Raw genomic sequence first — 16202 nt, forward strand, 5'->3', positions numbered from 1 at the left:
GAGCGGCGCTTCGACAACGTCCGATCTACCAGGAGTTCCCCCGTCTGCGCACCAAAGGGGCCTTCACCACCTCAAGCTCGGAAACAGGCACTGAGAAGCGCCCTGGCGGCCTGTCCGCTTCCCTCTCGCGCACTTCCCCCAGCAGCCGCTCACCGCGCCTGAAGTCCGCTCACGGCGGGTTACCGAGCACGCGGCCGTTGCCGCCTAACCCTGATCAACACCAACCGTATTTGATCAGCACCAACCAGGACCCGCCTTGTCGGTCGAGACCCACCCGTTGTGAGTGATGTCGTGGTAGCGACCGTTGTCGATGACGTCGTACCAGAAGTTCGTGCAGGCCCCCAATTTGACGTCGTAGTGGGTATCGCCGTGCGGGCTCACGTAGAGCCAGGTGTACGTGATGTTGGAGTTGACGTGGGCCTGACTGGCCATGATGGTCACGTCACTCGCCTCGGCCGTGGAGTTGGCGGCGGGCACGAGGACCGTACTCGCGGTGAGCGCGCCGGCCACGGCGAACATTTTGAAAACACCTGAACGCATGGAACGAACCTCCATGACGGACGGAATTCATCTAAGAAATCTCAAGGCTGCGAAGGACAACTAAACACGTCCCGATGCCCCTGTCCACATGGGTCACTCAGCTGTCGCAGTGTGTACCACCGGGTGGCGGCAACGCGGCGGACACTCAGCCGAACCGAAATGCGATCATTATTCGGTTTGCTCCATGCCGATGACCGGCACTCGCCTGACCGATCCCTTATCGAGGTGGTCGGATATGACCGAAATGATGCATTGGCGGGTCTCCACATTAGTCCTTACCAGACACCACGCCCACTGCGGCTTGACAACCGCACAGGGGCACTCCGGCAGGGACCCTCGCGCCGGGTGGAGAACAGTCCCCACGGGCGTCCCCACAAGGGTTCCCGGACTGCGCGAACGGCCCTGAACGTCGCTGTAGCGCGCAAGCACCCCACCTCGAACCCGGCGCGCTTGGCGAAGGCACCTCGTGTAGGGGAACAGGAGGTGATCCCATTCACGGGTGAAGAGACCCGGCACGTTCTGAACCAACCGTCAAGCGCCGTAACGGTGTGCGGTTCGCAATGGCGCTCGCGCTCGGTCTGCGAAAGGGTGAGGTACTGGGCTTGAAGTGGTCGCGGATCGACCTGGACAACGGTGTGCTCCGCACATTTCGGCAACTTCAGCGCCACATGTGGCAATACGGATGCGCCGATCCTCAGGAGCGCGACTCTGCACACCACAAGACCCAGCTTTGCAAGAAGAACTGCACCCGACACCACCGTAAGCCGTGTCCCTCACCCTGTCCGCCCACGTGCACGGCGCACGCTTCAACGTGCCCACAACGCCATGGCGATGGGCTCCGGAAGTGGACGTGAGATCACGGACGGGAAGGCGTGCGGTCGGCATTCCCAAGCCGCTGGTAAAGCCGCTCCGAGAGCACAAGGCGACCCAGGGTGCCGAACGGGAAACTGTCGGGCCGGAGTGGCACGAGGAACTGCTGCGAGAAGCAGGTGTCCGCGATGCGCGCCTACACGATGCCCGGCACACCGCCGCCACGATTCTGATGGTGTTGGGCGTATCACCCAGGCAGTCATGGAGGTGACGGACTGGTCGCAGGTGCCCATGACGGCCCGGTACCAACACGTATCCACCGCGTTGGCCAGCAGCATCGCCAGACAGGTTGAAGATCATCTTTAGACATAGTGGGATTCACTTGAATTCCACGCTGTGCCGAATTCCGTCGAATGTAGACCGTTCGAGTGAACCTCGGTAAAGCTCCACCAATCCGACGGACAGTCTGGCAATCTACGACCGGGCAACGCGTTCGGGGGGGGGGGGGGGAATCCCGGAGAAGCGGTTGAAAGTTTCAACGCGCCCATTTTCGGAAAATAAGGGGATTGAATGAACAGCAAAATGCGACTGGCCCTGGCCGCAGTGGCGATTGCTTGCGCGAGCGTGGCACCGGCGACCGCCGCGTACGCCGATGCCGCCACCGACACGGGCACCGGCACGGTCGCACCGCAGTGGTTCGGGGACGCTCACGTGACGCTGAACACGTCCAGCAGCTTCGGCGGGTGGGTCGACGGGAACGGCCCCGACAGCTACCAGGCATACGTCTACTGCAGCGACGGTTCTTACAAGACCGGCGCGACGCGATGGGCGGGCGACCGCCGAGGGTCCTTCGCCTACTGCGCATCCGGGAAGACGAGGACCTCCTACGGTTTCAGGCTCATCGAAGCCTGAGACGACGCACGACACCTCAGCGTGGCGGTCGGTTCAAGTTGAACCCCGATTCAGCGGGGTGACGACCGAGACCCGGACCGAGACCCGCTATGATCATGAAGACGCCCCCTGACCAGGGTCTTCCCCGGTCAGGGGGCGATTCGTGTCGAGCCGGTGGCGGGACTTGAACCCGCAACCTTTCGCTTACAAGGCGAGTGCTCTGCCAATTGAGCTACACCGGCGTCGGCCCGGAGGCCGGGAACATCGTAAGCGCCCGCACGGGGTGCCACCTGCGGCGAACGGTCTGCTCACCCCGGGGTGGCGTTGGTCCGTCCGGAGGTCGCGGGTACCGTCCGGGTGGCGTCGGCCGTCGGTATAACCGCAGGCCAGCGGCATCAACAGTATCGAACGGACAGTGATCGAATCACCTGGTCCAGGTAGCTCGTCCGAGGGTGGCGCAGGACACAGCCTCGACTGCGACACGACGGGCGTGGCGGACCGGCGGGAAGGGCGGCTCCGGGTGCGGCTGTGGCGGCGGCGGGCGTGGCACCGGACCCGGCACACCGGGGAGGCGCCACCCGTCGAGGGACCGCCCCTCCCGGACGAGGCGACCGTCCACCTGGTGCTCGACCTCGCGCTGCGCGTCGGCGAGGCGCAGATGGCGGGCGGGGCAGGCGCGGCCGACGTGACGGCCACGGTCCTGGCCGTGGCGACCGCGTACGGCCTGCCGCACACCGAAGTCGACGTGACCTACACGGCGATCACCGCCTCCTGCCACCGCGGCACGGGCGCGCCGCCCGCCACGGCGCTGCGCGTGGTGCGCGGCCGCAGCGTCGACTACACCCGGCTCGCCGCCGTGGAGGACCTGATCCGGCGGATCGCCGCGGGCGGGGTCACGGCGGTGGACGCGATCGCCGCGATCGAGCGGATCGGTCGCGCCGAGCACCCCTACCCCCGGTGGGTCGCCACGCTGGCGTGGGCCGGCATGGCGGCCTCGGTGGCGCTCCTGGTCGGCGGCGGCCCGCCGCTCGCGGCGACGGCGGCGGTCGTGACCGCGCTGATCGACCGGGTCGGGCGGCTGCTCAACCGGCGCTCGCTGCCGTTCTTCTTCCAGCAGGTCGTCGGCGGCGCGCTGGCCACGGCGGTGGCGGTGGCGCTGTACGCGGCGGACCTGCTGACCGGCGTGCGGCCGTCGCTGCTCATCGCCACCGGGATCGTGGTGCTGCTGTCCGGGCTGTCGCTGGTCGGGACCGTGCAGGACGCCATCACCGGCTACAACGTCACCGCCGCCGGCCGCACGGTCGAGGTCGCGCTGCTCACCGCGGGCCTGATCGCGGGCATCGCGCTGACCCTGCGCGCCGGCGTCCAGTTCGGCGTGCGGACCACCGTGACCGACCCGCTGCCGCCGCTGATCTCGGACGTCCCGGTGCAGTTCGCGGCCGGCGCGAGCACCGCCGCGTTCTTCGCCCTGGCCAGCTACGCGCCGGTGCGGGCGCTGCCGGTGGCCGCCGCCGCGGGCGCGGTCGGCACCGGCAGCTACGGCCTGCTCGCCCTCACCGGAACGAACACCATCACGTGCGCGGCCGTCGCGGCCACCGTCGTCGGCTTCGGCGGCAAGGTCGTCTCGCGCCGGCTCGGGATGCCGCCGCTGCTCGTGGCGGTGGCGGGCATGGTGCCCCTGCTGCCCGGCTGGACCACCTACCGGGGCCTGTACCAGCTCACCGCGGAGGGCGATCCGACCGGTTTGTCCACCCTCGCGCTGGCCGCCGGCACGGCGCTCGCGCTCGCGAGCGGCGTCGTCCTGGGTGAACATTTGGGGCGTCCCGTCCGCACCGGCCTGGGCAGGCTCGCCGCCCGTTCCCGGCGGTGACCACCTGAACACGCCCTTTCCACGTGAGATCGCCCACCTGACGCTCTTTCGTCAAGTCAACACAGTGTGACGGGGCCGACGACAGGGCATCCAACCTGCGCGTTCCCACTAACCTCGACGGTGGGCGAGACGAATCCCTTAGGAGGCGCTACCCGGTGAGCAGCATTGGCGAGAACGGCGCGGATTTCCTGGTCGTGGCCAACCGCCTGCCGGTTGACCTGGAGCGCCTGCCCGACGGCACGCAGCGGTGGAAGCACAGCCCCGGCGGCCTGGTCACCGCCCTGGAGCCGTTCCTGCGCACGCACAGCGGGGCGTGGGTCGGCTGGCCCGGCATCGCGGACGCGGAGGTCGACGCGTTCGAGGAGGACGGCCTGCAGCTGCACCCGGTGGCGCTGAGCGCCGCGGAGGTCGCGGACTACTACGAGGGATTCTCCAACGGCACGCTGTGGCCGCTCTACCACGACGTCGTCGCGCCGCCCGCCTTCCACCGCCGCTGGTGGAACGCCTACGTCCGGGTCAACCAGCGCTTCGCCGACGTGACCGCCAAGGTCGCCGCCCAGGGCGCGACCGTGTGGGTGCAGGACTACCAGCTCCAGCTGGTGCCCGCGATGCTGCGCGAGCTGCGGCCCGACCTGCGCATCGGCTTCTTCCTGCACATCCCGTTCCCGCCGGTCGAGCTGTTCATGCAGCTCCCGTGGCGCACCGAGATCATCCGCGGCCTGCTGGGCGCGGACCTGGTCGGCTTCCACCGGCCCGGCGGCGCGCAGAACTTCCTGTGGCTGGCCCGCCGCCTGGTGGGCCTGGAACCGAGCCGGGGCGCGGTCGGCGTGCGCACCCGGCCGGGTGTGGTCCAGGTCGGTGACCGCACCGTTCGGGTCGGGGCATTCCCGATCTCTATCGATTCGGCGGGGCTGGACGCGCTCGCGCGCGACAAAGAAGTCCAAAAGCACGCGCGGCAAATCCGCGAAGACCTCGGGAACCCGAAGAAGATCCTGCTCGGCGTGGACCGCCTCGACTACACCAAGGGCATCGACGTCCGGCTGCGCGCGCTGTACGAACTGCTCGCCGACGGCCGCGTCGACCCCGGCGAGGTGACCATGATCCAGCTCGCCACGCCCAGCCGGGAGCGCGTCGAGCACTACAAGCAGATGCGGGGCGAGATCGAGCAGGCGGTCGGCCGGATCAACGGCGAGTTCTCGACCGTGGGCCACCCGGTCGTCCACTACCTGCACCAATCGGTCAACCGGCGGGAGTTGACCGCGTTCATGAGCGCCGCGGACGTCATGGTCGTGACTCCGGTGCGTGACGGGATGAACCTGGTCTGCAAGGAGTACGTCGCCACGCGCTACGACCTCGGCGGCGCGTTGGTGCTCTCGGAGTTCGCCGGAGCGGCGGCCGAACTCACGAGCGCGTTCCTCGTCAACCCACACGATCTGGACGGTGTCAAGAACGCGTTGGAGGCCGCCCTCACGCTCGATCCGGCCGAAGGTCGCCGTAGGATGCGCGCGCTGCGCCGCCAAGTCCTCACGCACGACGTCGACCGATGGGCTCGATCGTTTCTTGATGCCTTGGGCGTGCAGTCCGCGATCTGAATCAGTTCAGCACAATCAGATCACAGTTACCGACCCTTGTCCCACCGAGCATTGAGGAGGGGCGTTGACCGCCGAGGCCCTCCCCGCCGAACTTCGTCGTGCGATCGTTCAGCTGGCACGCACACCGCGCCTGCTGGTCGCCTGCGACTACGACGGGACATTGGCTCCGATCGTGGCCAACCCAGAAGACGCCCGCCCGCTGCCCGAGTCGGTGGGCGCGTTGCGCTCCCTGGCCGGTCTGCACGAGACGACCGCCGCCGTGATCTCCGGGCGCGCCCTGCGCGACCTGGCGACGCTGTCGCGCCTGCCGTCCGAGGTGCACCTGGTGGGTTCGCACGGCTCCGAGTTCGACGTCGGTTTCGTGCACGCACTGGACGCCGACGCGAAGCAGCTCCACCGACGCCTGGAGTCCGAGTTGGAGGGGGTCGTCGCCGGGCACGAGGGCGTCGGCCTCGAGGTGAAGCCCGCGAGCATCGCGGTGCACGTGCGACGTGCCGACCCCGCCGTGGGGGAGCGGGTTCTCCACACCGTGCGCACCGGACCGGCCACTTGGGACGGCGTGCAGGTCACCGAGGGCAAGGCGGTGATCGAGTTGGCGGTGGTGCAGACGGACAAGGGACATGCCCTGGACGTGCTGCGGCACCGCGCGTCGGCGACCGCGGCGGTGTTCGTGGGCGACGACGTGACCGACGAGAAGGCGTTCGCCCGGTTGTCGGGTCCGGACGTGGGCATCAAGGTCGGTGACGGCGAGTCGCTGGCCGAGTTCCACGTCACCGACACGCTGGACGTGGCCACGGTGCTGGCGTTCCTGCTGGAGGAGCGCCGCGCGTGGTTGCACGGTGACCAGGCGGTGCCGATCGAGCGGTTGACCATGCTGGCCAACGAGCGGTCGGTGGCGTTGTTGACCCCCGATGCGCGGGTGAACTGGTTGTGCCACCCGGAGCCGGACTCGGCGGCGGTGTTCGCCGACCTGCTGGGCGGTCCGTCGGCGGGTCACTTCTCGATCAAGCCGGAACACGGGTCGCTGCCGTTGGGGCAGCGGTACGTGCCGGGCACGATGATCGTGGAGACGCGCTGGTCGCGGTTGTTGGTGACCGACTACCTCGACCACGACGTGCCCGGGCACCGCACCGACCTGGTGCGGCGGATCTCCGGGTCGACCAACGCGGTGATCACCTTCGCGCCGCGGCCGGAGTTCGGGCAGGTGCCGGTGCGGCTGCTGCGCGAGCGCGACGGCCTGCGCGTGGTGGGCACCTCCGAGCCGATGGTGCTGCGCTCGCCGGGTGTGGACTGGCAGATCACCAGCGACGGCATCCAGGAGACCGCCACCGCCGTGGTGCGGCCCCGTGAGGGCGCGCCGATCCTGCTGGAGCTGCGCTGCGGCACCGACGACCTGTCGGAGGCCACGCTGGGCGAGCCCGAGCGGCGGGCGCGGGCCGGGGCGTTCTGGTCGGACTGGGCGGCCACGCTGAAGCTGCCGCCGGTGGAGTCGGACCTGGTGCTGCGGTCGGCGCTGACCCTGAAGGGCCTGGTGCACCACGACACCGGTGCGATCATGGCCGCCGCGACCACCTCGCTGCCCGAGGAGCTGGGCGGCATCCGCAACTGGGACTACCGCTACTGCTGGCTGCGCGACGCCGCCCTGACCGCCCAGGCCCTGGTCTCGGTCGGGTCGACCGGCGAGGCCGAGTCGTTCCTCGGCTGGGTGCACGGGGTGCTGTCGACCCTGCCCGGCCCGGAGCGCCTGCACCCGCTGTACACGCTCCAGGGCACCATGCTGGGCGCCGAGGCGGTCATCGACACGCTGCCCGGGTACGCCGGGTCGCGGCCGGTGCGCGTGGGCAACCTGGCCAACCAGCAGGTCCAGCTCGACGTGTTCGGGCCGGTCGTGGACCTGGTCGTGCAGCTGGCCGACGCGCGCGGCTCGCTCACCGACCAGGACTGGCTGATGGTGCAGGCCATGGCCGAGGCGGTGGCCCGCCGCTGGCACGAGCCCGACCACGGCATCTGGGAGGAGCGGCACGCACCGCGCCACCACGTGTACTCCAAGGTCATGTGCTGGGTGACGCTGGACCGGGCGGTGAAGCTGGCCGAGACCTACGGCCGCGACGTCGACCCGGCGTGGCCGGTGCTGCGCGACACCATCGCCACCGACGTGCTCAAGCACGGCTGGAGCGAGGAGGCGCAGTCCTTCACCACCGCCTACGACGGCGACGACCTCGACGCCGCCTCCCTGCACGTCGGCCTGTCCGGCCTCATCGACCCCACCGACGACCGCTTCCAGGCCACCGTCACCGCCATCGAGGCCGAACTGCGCTCCGGCTCCACCGTCTACCGCTACCGCCGCGACGACGGCCTGCCCGGCGACGAAGGCGGCTTCCACCTCTGCGCCGCCTGGATGATCGAGGCCTACCTGCTCACCGGCCGCCGCACCGAAGCCGAAGAACTGTTCACCCAGATGGTCGACGCCGCCGGCCCCACCGGCCTGCTCCCCGAGGAGTACGACCCCATCGCCGAGCGCTCCCTCGGCAACCACCCCCAGGCCTACAGCCACCTGGGCCTCATCCGCTGCGCGCAGCTGCTCGCGGCCACGAAGTAGGCGTTGCCGGCGGACGGTGCCCCCTCGCCCGAGGGGGCACCGTCCGCTACTTCTTCAGCTTGAGCAGGTTCAGGGCCTCGTGCAGGTCGTTGGCGACCAACGCGCGCGTGCCCTGGGGCAGCGGGCCCGCGTCCGGCGGCACGAGGGCCTTGGTGAAGCCCAGCCGGGCGGCCTCGGTCAGCCGGCGGCCCACGCCGTTGACGCGGCGCAGCTCGCCGGACAGGCCGACCTCGCCGACCACGACGAGGTCGTGCGGCAGGGGCAGGTCGCTGGCGGCCGAGGCGACCGCCAGGGCCACCGCGAGGTCCACGGCGGGCTCCACGAGCCGCATGCCGCCGACCGTGGCGGTGAAGACGTCCTTGTTGCCCAGCCCGACCCGGCCGCGCTTCTCCAGCACCGCGAGGACCATGGCCAGGCGCGCCGAGTCCAGGCCGCTCACCGCGCGCCGGGGCGCGGGCAGCGCGGTGGGCGTGACCAGCGCCTGAACCTCGCCGAGCATCGGCCGCTTGCCCTCCACGACGACGGTGACGGCGGTGCCGGCCACGGCCTGGTCGCGGCGGTGCAGGAACAGGCCGGACGGATCGGGGACGCCCGCGATGCCGTCGTCGCGCAGCTCGAAGCAGCCGACCTCGTCGGCGGGCCCGAACCGGTTCTTGACCCCGCGCAGCAGCCGCAGCGTGGAGTGGCGGTCGCCCTCGAACTGCAGCACCACGTCCACCAGGTGCTCCAGCACCCGCGGCCCGGCGACCGAGCCCTCCTTGGTCACGTGGCCGACCAGCACGACGGGCAGCCCGCGCTCCTTGGCGACGGCGATCAGGCCCGCGGTGACCGCGCGGACCTGGCTGACCCCGCCCGGCGCGCCGTCCACCGCGGGCGACGACATGGTCTGCACCGAGTCCACGATCAGCATGCTCGGCTTGACCGCGTCCACCTGGCCCAGCACGGCGGAGATGTCGCTCTCGGCGGCCAGGTAGATCTCGTCGTGCAGGTTGCCGGTGCGGTCGGCCCGCAGCCGCACCTGGCCCGCCGACTCCTCGCCGGTGACGTAGAGGCACCGGCCGACCGACAGCGCCCACTGGTGGGCGACCTCCAGCAGCAGCGTCGACTTCCCGACCCCCGGCTCGCCCGCGAGCAGCACCACCGCGCCCGGCACGAGGCCGCCGCCGAGCACCCGGTCGAGCTCCAGCACGCCGGTCGAGACGGCCCGCGCGGACTCGATGTCGACCTGCGCGATGGGCCGCGCCTCGCTGCTGGGCGTGCCGGCGACGAACCGGGGCGCGGCGGACACCCCCCGCTCCTCGACCGTGCCCCAGGCCTGGCACTCCGGGCAGCGCCCGACCCACTTGGCCACCTCGTGCCCGCACTCGGCGCACCGGTACGTCGGCCTGGCCACCCGCGCAGTCGTCTTCGCCACGCCGGGAGGCTATCCGGCGGCCCCGACAAGATCGTTCCGCGTGCCCGGCCGGGTGCGGGGCGCTGTGAAGACCATCACCCGTCCGGGGAAGACGAAACAAGGGCCCCCTGACGGGAGCCCTTGCCGTACGCGCGTCCGCCGGGCGTCAGTGCTCGGACTTGCCGTCCTTGCGCGGCTCCGGGGAAGCCCCGATCGGCAGGTCCAGGGTGACCTCGCCCGCCTTCTCGAACAGGAACGTGACCCGGATCGTCTCGCCCGGCCGCAGCGCCTTCTTCAGGCCCTTGAGCACGATCTTCACCGAGCCCGGCTCCGTCGGGTCCACCGAGGACGGCAGCTTCGTGCCCGTGGTCGGCGGCGCGGAGATGGACGTGCCACCGCCCGAGGTCGGCGTCACGGAGCCCGTCGTGGTCGCGGCGGGCGAGCCGGACGTCGCGGTGGTGGGCGTGGTCGTGGTCGTCTGCGACGCCGAGGAGTTGGACTGTGAGGAGTTCGACTGCGAGGACGCCGAGGACGACGCCTTGGTGGTCGTCGTGGCGCTCGCGGTCGCGTCGTCCTGGTCGGAGCCGCTGAGGATGACCGACGACGGCTCGAGCACCGCGTCGCCGCTGATCTCGGCGGGCGCGGAGGACTCGCTGGTCACGCCGGTGAGCCTGTCGACCTGGCCGCCGTTGTTGGCGATCGCGACGACGATCGGCGCGTCCTCGCCCTCTTCGTAGAACCCGTGCGCCACCGGGAACAGGAACTGGGCGTCGCGGACCGCGACGTCGCCCACCTGCCCGTTGGCCCCGTTGACGGCGGCCACCTGGGTGTCCGTCTGCGTGACCTGACCTGCGCCGCAACCTGCGGCGGCCAAGCCGAGGCCCGTCGCCAGGGCGGCCACGACGGCCAGGCGGCGCGGCGCGGTGGACTTCTGGAGTGCGCGACCCACGGCTGCTCGGATCCTTCCCGGTGTGCTGACGAGGCGGGTCGTCCCCGGTAGTAGCGGGTCCGACCACCAGTCCAGGAGCCTAACCGGGTGCGTCCGGACCTGCGGCACGTGGTGCCCCGCAACCACCCGCGGCGCGCCTCCCGCCCGTCCACAGTGGAGCAAGATCGACCTCGGCCGTTGCATGCGACCGGGTGGTTTGTCAACCCCCCACGCGGCCCTGACCAGCGCGAACCGATCTCAACAGGCCGAAGAGGGGATTGCTCGGCGTGTTAGGATGGGGTTAGCGAAAGGGGCAGAGGACACATGGTTTTCAAGGTCGGAGAGACCGTCGTCTACCCGCACCACGGTGCCGCTCTCATCGAAGCGATCGAGACCCGTGTGATCAAGGGCGAGGAGAAGAAGTACCTCGTCCTCAAGGTCGCCCAGGGCGACCTCACGGTTCGCGTCCCCGCCGACAACGCCGAGATCGTGGGCGTGCGCGACGTCGTCGGCCAGGAGGGTCTCGACAAGGTCTTCGAGGTCTTGCGTGCTCCCCACACGGAGGAGCCGACCAACTGGTCCCGGCGGTACAAGGCCAACCTCGAGAAGCTCGCGTCCGGTGACGTGAACAAGGTGGCCGAAGTGGTGCGCGACCTCTGGCGGCGCGAGAAGGATCGCGGACTTTCCGCTGGTGAGAAGCGGATGCTGGCGAAGGCTCGACAGATACTGGTTAGCGAACTGGCGCTCGCCGAGGGCACCGACGAGGACAAGGCCGAGGTCCTCCTCGACGAGGTCCTGGCCACCGCGTCCTGATCGTTCCACCCGAACAACAGTCTCGGAAACCGCGAACATGGGTGTGGTCGCGCTCGTGCCCGCGGCGGGCCGGGGTGAGCGGTTGGGCTACGGCATGCCCAAGGCGCTCGTGCCGGTCGACGGCGTACCGCTGCTCGTGCGCGCGGTGCGCGGCCTGCTCGACTCCGGTCGCGTGCGGCACGTCGTGATCGCCGCACCGCCGTCCGAAGTGGACGTTGTGAACACCGTCACCGCCCCGTTGGCCACCCCGGCCGGCGGGGCGGTGCACGTCGTGGCGGGGGGCTCCGAGCGGTCGGACTCGGTGCGCCTGGCCCTAACGTACGCCCTGCGCGAGATCCCCGACACTTCCATCGTGCTCGTTCACGACGCGGCCCGCGCCTTCACCCCGCCGGCCGTGGTCGACGCCGTCGTCGACGCCGTCGCCGCAGGTCACCCCGCCGTCATCCCGGTGCTGCCGGTCGCGGACACGGTCAAGCAGGTCGACGCGTCCGGCGTGGTGATCGCCACACCGGACCGCGCCGCGCTGCGGGTCGTGCAGACACCCCAGGGCTTCGACGCGGCCGTGCTGCTGCGCGCGCACGAGGCCGCGCACGAGGGCGCGACGGACGACGCGGGCCTGGTCGAGCGGCTGGGCGTCCCGGTCGTCACCGTCCCGGGTCACCCGGACGCCATGAAGATCACCACGAAGTTCGACCTGGCGGTCGCCGAGGCGCTGCTGGTCGGGAGCGGGGGAGCGCCGTGACACCCAGGGTGGGCATCGGCACGGACGTCCACCAGGTGGAACGCGGTCGCGAGTGCTGGCTGGCGGGTCTGCGCTGGGACGACGCGGACGGGTGCGCCGGTCACTCGGACGGCGACGTCGCCGCGCACGCGCTGTGCGACGCGCTGCTGTCGGCCGCCGGACTGGGTGACCTCGGCGCGGTGTTCGGCACGAGCGACCCGCGGTGGTCGGGCCGGCACGGCGTGGAGTTCCTGGCCGAGGCGCGCCGGCTGGTCGAGGAGGCCGGCTACCGGGTCGGCAACGCCGCCGTGCAGGTCATCGGCAACGCGCCGAAGATCGGCAGGCGGCGCGACGAGGCGCAGCGGGTGCTGTCGGAGGCGGTCGGCGGGCCGGTGTCGGTCAGCGGCACCACCACCGACGGCCTGGGGCTGACCGGGCGCGGCGAGGGCATCGCCGCCGTGGCGACGGCCCTGGTCCTGCCACTAACCTGACCGGCATGGCGGTCACCCTCAGCGCGGCGACGCGCGCCCTGGTCGACGGGAAGAACTTCGCCGCGATGGCGACGCTGAACCCGGACGGCAGCCCGCAGACATCGGTGCTGTGGGTCACCCGCGACGGCGACGACCTGTTGTTCTCGACGCTGCGCGACCGGGCGAAGGCGCGCAACCTCGTGCGCGACCCGCGGGCCAGCGTCAGCGTGTGGAGCGCCGAGGACCCGGAGCGGTACGCGGAGATCCGCGGCACCGTGGCGGTGGTCGAGGACGAGGGGCTCGCCGTCATGAACGCCCTGGCGCAGAAGTACTACGGCCGGGACTTCCCGCCGCCCTCCCCCGGTCAGGTGCGCGTGGTGCTGCGCCTGACGCCCACGAAGGTGACCGGCAACGCCGTGTGAAGGCCGCATTTCGGCGGTGAGACTCCTCTCGCAGTGCGGGAAGGTCGAGACCTCCGATGTCCTCATCACGTAACGTGCGTTATGTGACGATCCGCGCCGTGCTCTTCGACTTCTCCGGCACCCTGTTCCGCTTGGAGCACGACTCGCTGTCCGCCCACGCCGACCTGATGCGCGCGCTCACCGCGCCCGTCGGCGTGGCGGAGGGGCTGGACGTCGACCCGGCGCAGTGGGAGCGCCGCGACCTCGACCCCGACGCCCACCGCGAGATGCACCTCGCCGTGCTGGCCAAGGCGGGCGCGAAGGACCCCGAGCGGTTCTACGCCAACCTGTGCAGCCCGCCGTTCTGGCAGGCGTACCCGGACACCGCGCAGGCCCTGGGCACCGAGGTGCCGACCGCCGTGGTCAGCAACATCGCCTGGGACATCCGGGGCGTCTTCGCCCGGCACGGCGTCGAGAACCGGGTGGACGAGTTCGTGCTCTCCTACCAGGAGGGCTTCATGAAGCCCGACCCCAAGATCTTCCGCATCGCCTGCGACCGGCTCGGGGTGCACCCCAGCGAGGCGCTGATGGTCGGCGACAGCGTCGAGGCCGACGGCGGCGCGGCGGCCATCGGGTGCCGGGTGGAGATCGTCGAGCCGCTGCCCACGGCCGGTCGGCCGGACGCGCTGGTGCAGGTGCTGCGCAAGCACATCTGACCGGGCGATTCAACCCCCTCTGGTCACCGCCCGTACCATTCGGGTGTGAGCCTCCACCTCTTCGACACCGCGACCCGGTCCATGCGGGAGTTCGTCCCGCAGGTCAGCGGAACGGCGTCGATCTACGTCTGTGGGGCCACCGTGCAGGGCGTTCCGCACATCGGCCACGTGCGCAGCGGCCTCAACTTCGACGTGCTGCGGCGCTGGCTGGCCCGCGACGGCTCGACCGTGCGGCTGGTGCGCAACGTCACCGACATCGACGACAAGATCCTCACCAAGGCCGCCGACCACGGCGCCGAGTGGTGGGAATGGGCCTACCAGCACGAACGGGCGTTCGACGACGCCTACGACGCGCTGGGCTGCCTGCCCGCGTCCTACTCGCCGCGCGCCACCGGCCACGTGACGCAGATGGTCGACCTGATGGAGCGGCTGGTCGAGAAGGGCCACGCCTACCCCGCCGACGGCGACGTGTACTTCTCGGTGACGTCGTTCCCCGAGTACGGCGCGCTGTCCGGGCAGCGGCTGGACGAGGTGCACCAGGGCGAGTCCGCCGCGACCGGCAAGCGCGACCCGCGCGACTTCACGCTGTGGAAGGCGGCCAAGCCCGGCGAGCCGTCCTGGCCGACGCCGTGGGGCCCGGGTCGGCCGGGCTGGCACCTGGAGTGCTCGGCGATGGCGACCGCGTACCTGGGCGGCACGTTCGACATCCACGGCGGCGGCATCGACCTGATCTTCCCGCACCACGAGAACGAGCAGGCGCAGTCCCGCGCGGCCGGCGACGGCTTCGCCCGGTACTGGATGCACAACGCGTGGGTGACGCTCAGCGGCGAGAAGATGTCGAAGTCGCTGGGCAACACCGTGTCGATCCCGGCGATGCTGGAGCGGGTGCGCGCGCCCGAGCTGCGGTACTACCTCGTCGGCCCGCACTACCGGTCGGCGATCGAGTACTCCCCCGAGGCGCTGGACGAGTCGGTGTCGGCCTACCGGCGCATCGAGTCGTTCCTGCGGCGCGTGGTCGAGCGCACCGGCGCCGTCGGCGAGGCCGGCGAGCTGTCGCCCGCGTTCGTCGCGTCGATGGACGACGACATGGGCACGCCCGGCGCGCTCGCCGCGATCCACAAGCGGGTGCGCGAGGGCAACACGGCCCTGGAGTCCGGTGACGACCTGGGCGCGCGTGCCGCCGCCGAGTCGGTGCGCGCGATGACCGGCGTGCTCGGGTTGGACCCGCTCTCGGCCCGGTGGCACGACGCCGCGGCCGGCGGCGCGGGCGGGCGCGCGTTGGGCGTGCTGGTGGAACGGCTGCTGCAGGAGCGGTCGCAGGCCCGCAAGGACCGGGACTTCGCGCGCGCGGACGCGCTGCGCGACCACCTGCTCCTGGCCGGTATCGCCGTCGAGGACACCCCCGACGGTCCGTTGTGGACGTTGAAGGACGACTGAGCTCGTGGCTGGTAACTCCCGGCGCCGTGGCGCCATGCGCAACCCCGGCTCCAAGAAGGGCGCGGTCGTCGGTTCCGGCGGGCAGAAGTCCAAGGGCCTGCAGGGCAAGGGGCCGACGCCGAAGGCGAGCGACCGGCCCAACCACCCCGCCTACAAGCGGGCCGCCGCCGCGGCGAAGGCCGACCAGGTCCGGGCGCAGCGGCGCAAGGCCGCCGAGAGCGGCCCGGAGACGGTGGCCGGGCGCAACCCGGTGGTCGAGTGCCTGCGGGCGGGCATCCCGGCGACCGCGCTGTACGTGGCGCTGGGCATCGACGCGGACGACCGGGTCGCCGAGGCCGTGCAGCTGGCCGCCACGCGCGGGATCTCCGTGCTGGAGGTGCAGCGCGGTGAGCTGGACCGGATCACCGGTGGCGCGATGCACCAGGGGCTCGGCCTCCAGGTGCCGCCGTACGAGTACGCCGAGCCGCGCGACCTGCTCAAGATCGCGAACGAGGCCGGCACCCCCCCGTTGCTGGTGGCGCTGGACGGCGTGACCGACCCGCGCAACCTCGGTGCCGTGGTGCGCTCGGCGGCGGCGTTCGGGGCGCACGGGATCGTGCTGCCGCAGCGGCGCTCGGCGGGGATCACGGCCGTGGCGTGGCGGACCAGCGCGGGCACGGCGGCGCGGATGCCGATCGCCGTGGCGACGAACCTGACGCGGCAGCTCAAGGAGTGGGCCGAGGCGGGGCTGATGATCATCGGCCTGGACGCGGACGGTGACGTGGACGTCGACGGCCTGGACCTGGCGACCGGGCCGCTGGTGGTCGTGGTCGGGTCGGAGGGCCGGGGGTTGTCGCGGCTGGTGAAGGAGACGTGCGACCAGACCGTGTCCATCCCGATGGCGGCCGGGGTCGAGTCGTTGAACGCTTCGGTGGCGGCCGGGGTCGTGCTGGCGGAGGTCGCCCGGCGGAGGCGCCAGGCGATCCGCGGGTGACGTGAGGGGGCCCGGGGGCCCGCGGAGCACGCCCTCGCCGGTCGGCCC

The 16202-nt window shown here is 71.2% G+C and carries 14 protein-coding genes and 1 tRNA gene; 11 read left to right on the plus strand and 4 right to left on the minus strand.

The window, feature by feature from the left end:
• Positions 1-234: 234 nt before the first annotated feature.
• Positions 235-510, minus strand: a complete 276-nt coding sequence (locus ACIGNX_RS33635) for a hypothetical protein (protein WP_396545410.1) — start codon at positions 508-510, stop codon at positions 235-237.
• 1410 nt (positions 511-1920) lie between these two features.
• Between ACIGNX_RS33635 and ACIGNX_RS33640 the strand changes: the two genes are divergently transcribed.
• Positions 1921-2262 carry a hypothetical protein gene (locus ACIGNX_RS33640; protein WP_396545412.1) on the plus strand — a complete coding sequence of 114 codons (342 nt, stop codon included), beginning with the start codon at positions 1921-1923 and terminating at the stop codon, positions 2260-2262.
• 148 nt (positions 2263-2410) lie between these two features.
• Here the strand turns inward: ACIGNX_RS33640 and ACIGNX_RS33645 are convergent.
• Positions 2411-2483: transfer RNA gene (locus ACIGNX_RS33645), tRNA-Thr, on the minus strand.
• A 248-nt stretch (positions 2484-2731) separates the two neighbouring features.
• Between ACIGNX_RS33645 and ACIGNX_RS33650 the strand changes: the two genes are divergently transcribed.
• From ACIGNX_RS33650 to otsB, 3 genes are all read left to right on the plus strand, one after another.
• Positions 2732-4111 carry a threonine/serine exporter ThrE family protein gene (locus tag ACIGNX_RS33650; RefSeq protein ID WP_396545414.1) on the plus strand — a complete coding sequence of 460 codons (1380 nt, stop codon included), beginning with the start codon at positions 2732-2734 and terminating at the stop codon, positions 4109-4111.
• A gap of 155 nt (positions 4112-4266) precedes the next feature.
• The gene (locus tag ACIGNX_RS33655) at positions 4267-5703 is read left to right on the plus strand and encodes a trehalose-6-phosphate synthase (RefSeq protein WP_396545416.1); all 1437 of its coding nucleotides are present in this window, start codon (positions 4267-4269) and stop codon (positions 5701-5703) included.
• 64 nt (positions 5704-5767) lie between these two features.
• Positions 5768-8302 carry a trehalose-phosphatase gene (otsB, locus tag ACIGNX_RS33660; protein WP_396545418.1) on the plus strand — a complete coding sequence of 845 codons (2535 nt, stop codon included), beginning with the start codon at positions 5768-5770 and terminating at the stop codon, positions 8300-8302.
• Between the two features lie 46 nt (positions 8303-8348).
• Here otsB and radA read toward each other — a convergent pair whose 3' ends face one another.
• Both radA and ACIGNX_RS33670 read right to left on the minus strand, forming a co-directional pair.
• A complete protein-coding gene (gene radA, locus ACIGNX_RS33665; RefSeq protein ID WP_396545420.1) occupies positions 8349-9716 on the minus strand; it encodes a DNA repair protein RadA in 1368 nt (455 codons plus the stop codon).
• Positions 9717-9861: 145 nt separating this feature from the next.
• A complete protein-coding gene (locus tag ACIGNX_RS33670) occupies positions 9862-10644 on the minus strand; it encodes a hypothetical protein (RefSeq protein ID WP_396545422.1) in 783 nt (260 codons plus the stop codon).
• Between the two features lie 303 nt (positions 10645-10947).
• Between ACIGNX_RS33670 and ACIGNX_RS33675 the strand changes: the two genes are divergently transcribed.
• The 7 genes from ACIGNX_RS33675 (at position 10948) to rlmB (ending at position 16154) form a co-directional block, all read left to right on the plus strand.
• Positions 10948-11436 (plus strand): CarD family transcriptional regulator, encoded by a 489-nt coding sequence (locus ACIGNX_RS33675; protein ID WP_012782996.1) that lies wholly within the window; start codon positions 10948-10950, stop codon positions 11434-11436.
• A gap of 37 nt (positions 11437-11473) precedes the next feature.
• The gene (gene ispD, locus ACIGNX_RS33680) at positions 11474-12178 is read left to right on the plus strand and encodes a 2-C-methyl-D-erythritol 4-phosphate cytidylyltransferase (protein ID WP_396545424.1); all 705 of its coding nucleotides are present in this window, start codon (positions 11474-11476) and stop codon (positions 12176-12178) included.
• A complete protein-coding gene (ispF, locus tag ACIGNX_RS33685; RefSeq protein WP_396545426.1) occupies positions 12175-12648 on the plus strand; it encodes a 2-C-methyl-D-erythritol 2,4-cyclodiphosphate synthase in 474 nt (157 codons plus the stop codon). The genes ispD and ispF overlap by 4 nt, the downstream gene beginning before the upstream one ends.
• A 5-nt stretch (positions 12649-12653) precedes the next feature.
• A complete protein-coding gene (locus tag ACIGNX_RS33690; RefSeq protein WP_396545428.1) occupies positions 12654-13049 on the plus strand; it encodes a PPOX class F420-dependent oxidoreductase in 396 nt (131 codons plus the stop codon).
• An 83-nt stretch (positions 13050-13132) separates the two neighbouring features.
• Positions 13133-13744: an HAD family hydrolase gene (locus tag ACIGNX_RS33695; RefSeq protein WP_396545430.1), complete on the plus strand. Its 612-nt coding sequence runs from the start codon at positions 13133-13135 to the stop codon at positions 13742-13744.
• Positions 13745-13789: 45 nt separating this feature from the next.
• Positions 13790-15181: a cysteine--tRNA ligase gene (gene cysS / locus ACIGNX_RS33700; RefSeq protein ID WP_396545432.1), complete on the plus strand. Its 1392-nt coding sequence runs from the start codon at positions 13790-13792 to the stop codon at positions 15179-15181.
• Positions 15182-15185: 4 nt separating this feature from the next.
• Entirely contained in the window at positions 15186-16154 is a 969-nt protein-coding gene (gene rlmB / locus ACIGNX_RS33705) for a 23S rRNA (guanosine(2251)-2'-O)-methyltransferase RlmB (RefSeq protein WP_396545434.1), read from the plus strand.
• Positions 16155-16202 lie beyond the last annotated feature (48 nt).

This window comes from Actinosynnema sp. NPDC053489 (assembly GCF_044544865.1).
In the GTDB taxonomy this organism is placed as follows: Bacteria; Actinomycetota; Actinomycetes; order Mycobacteriales; family Pseudonocardiaceae; genus Actinosynnema.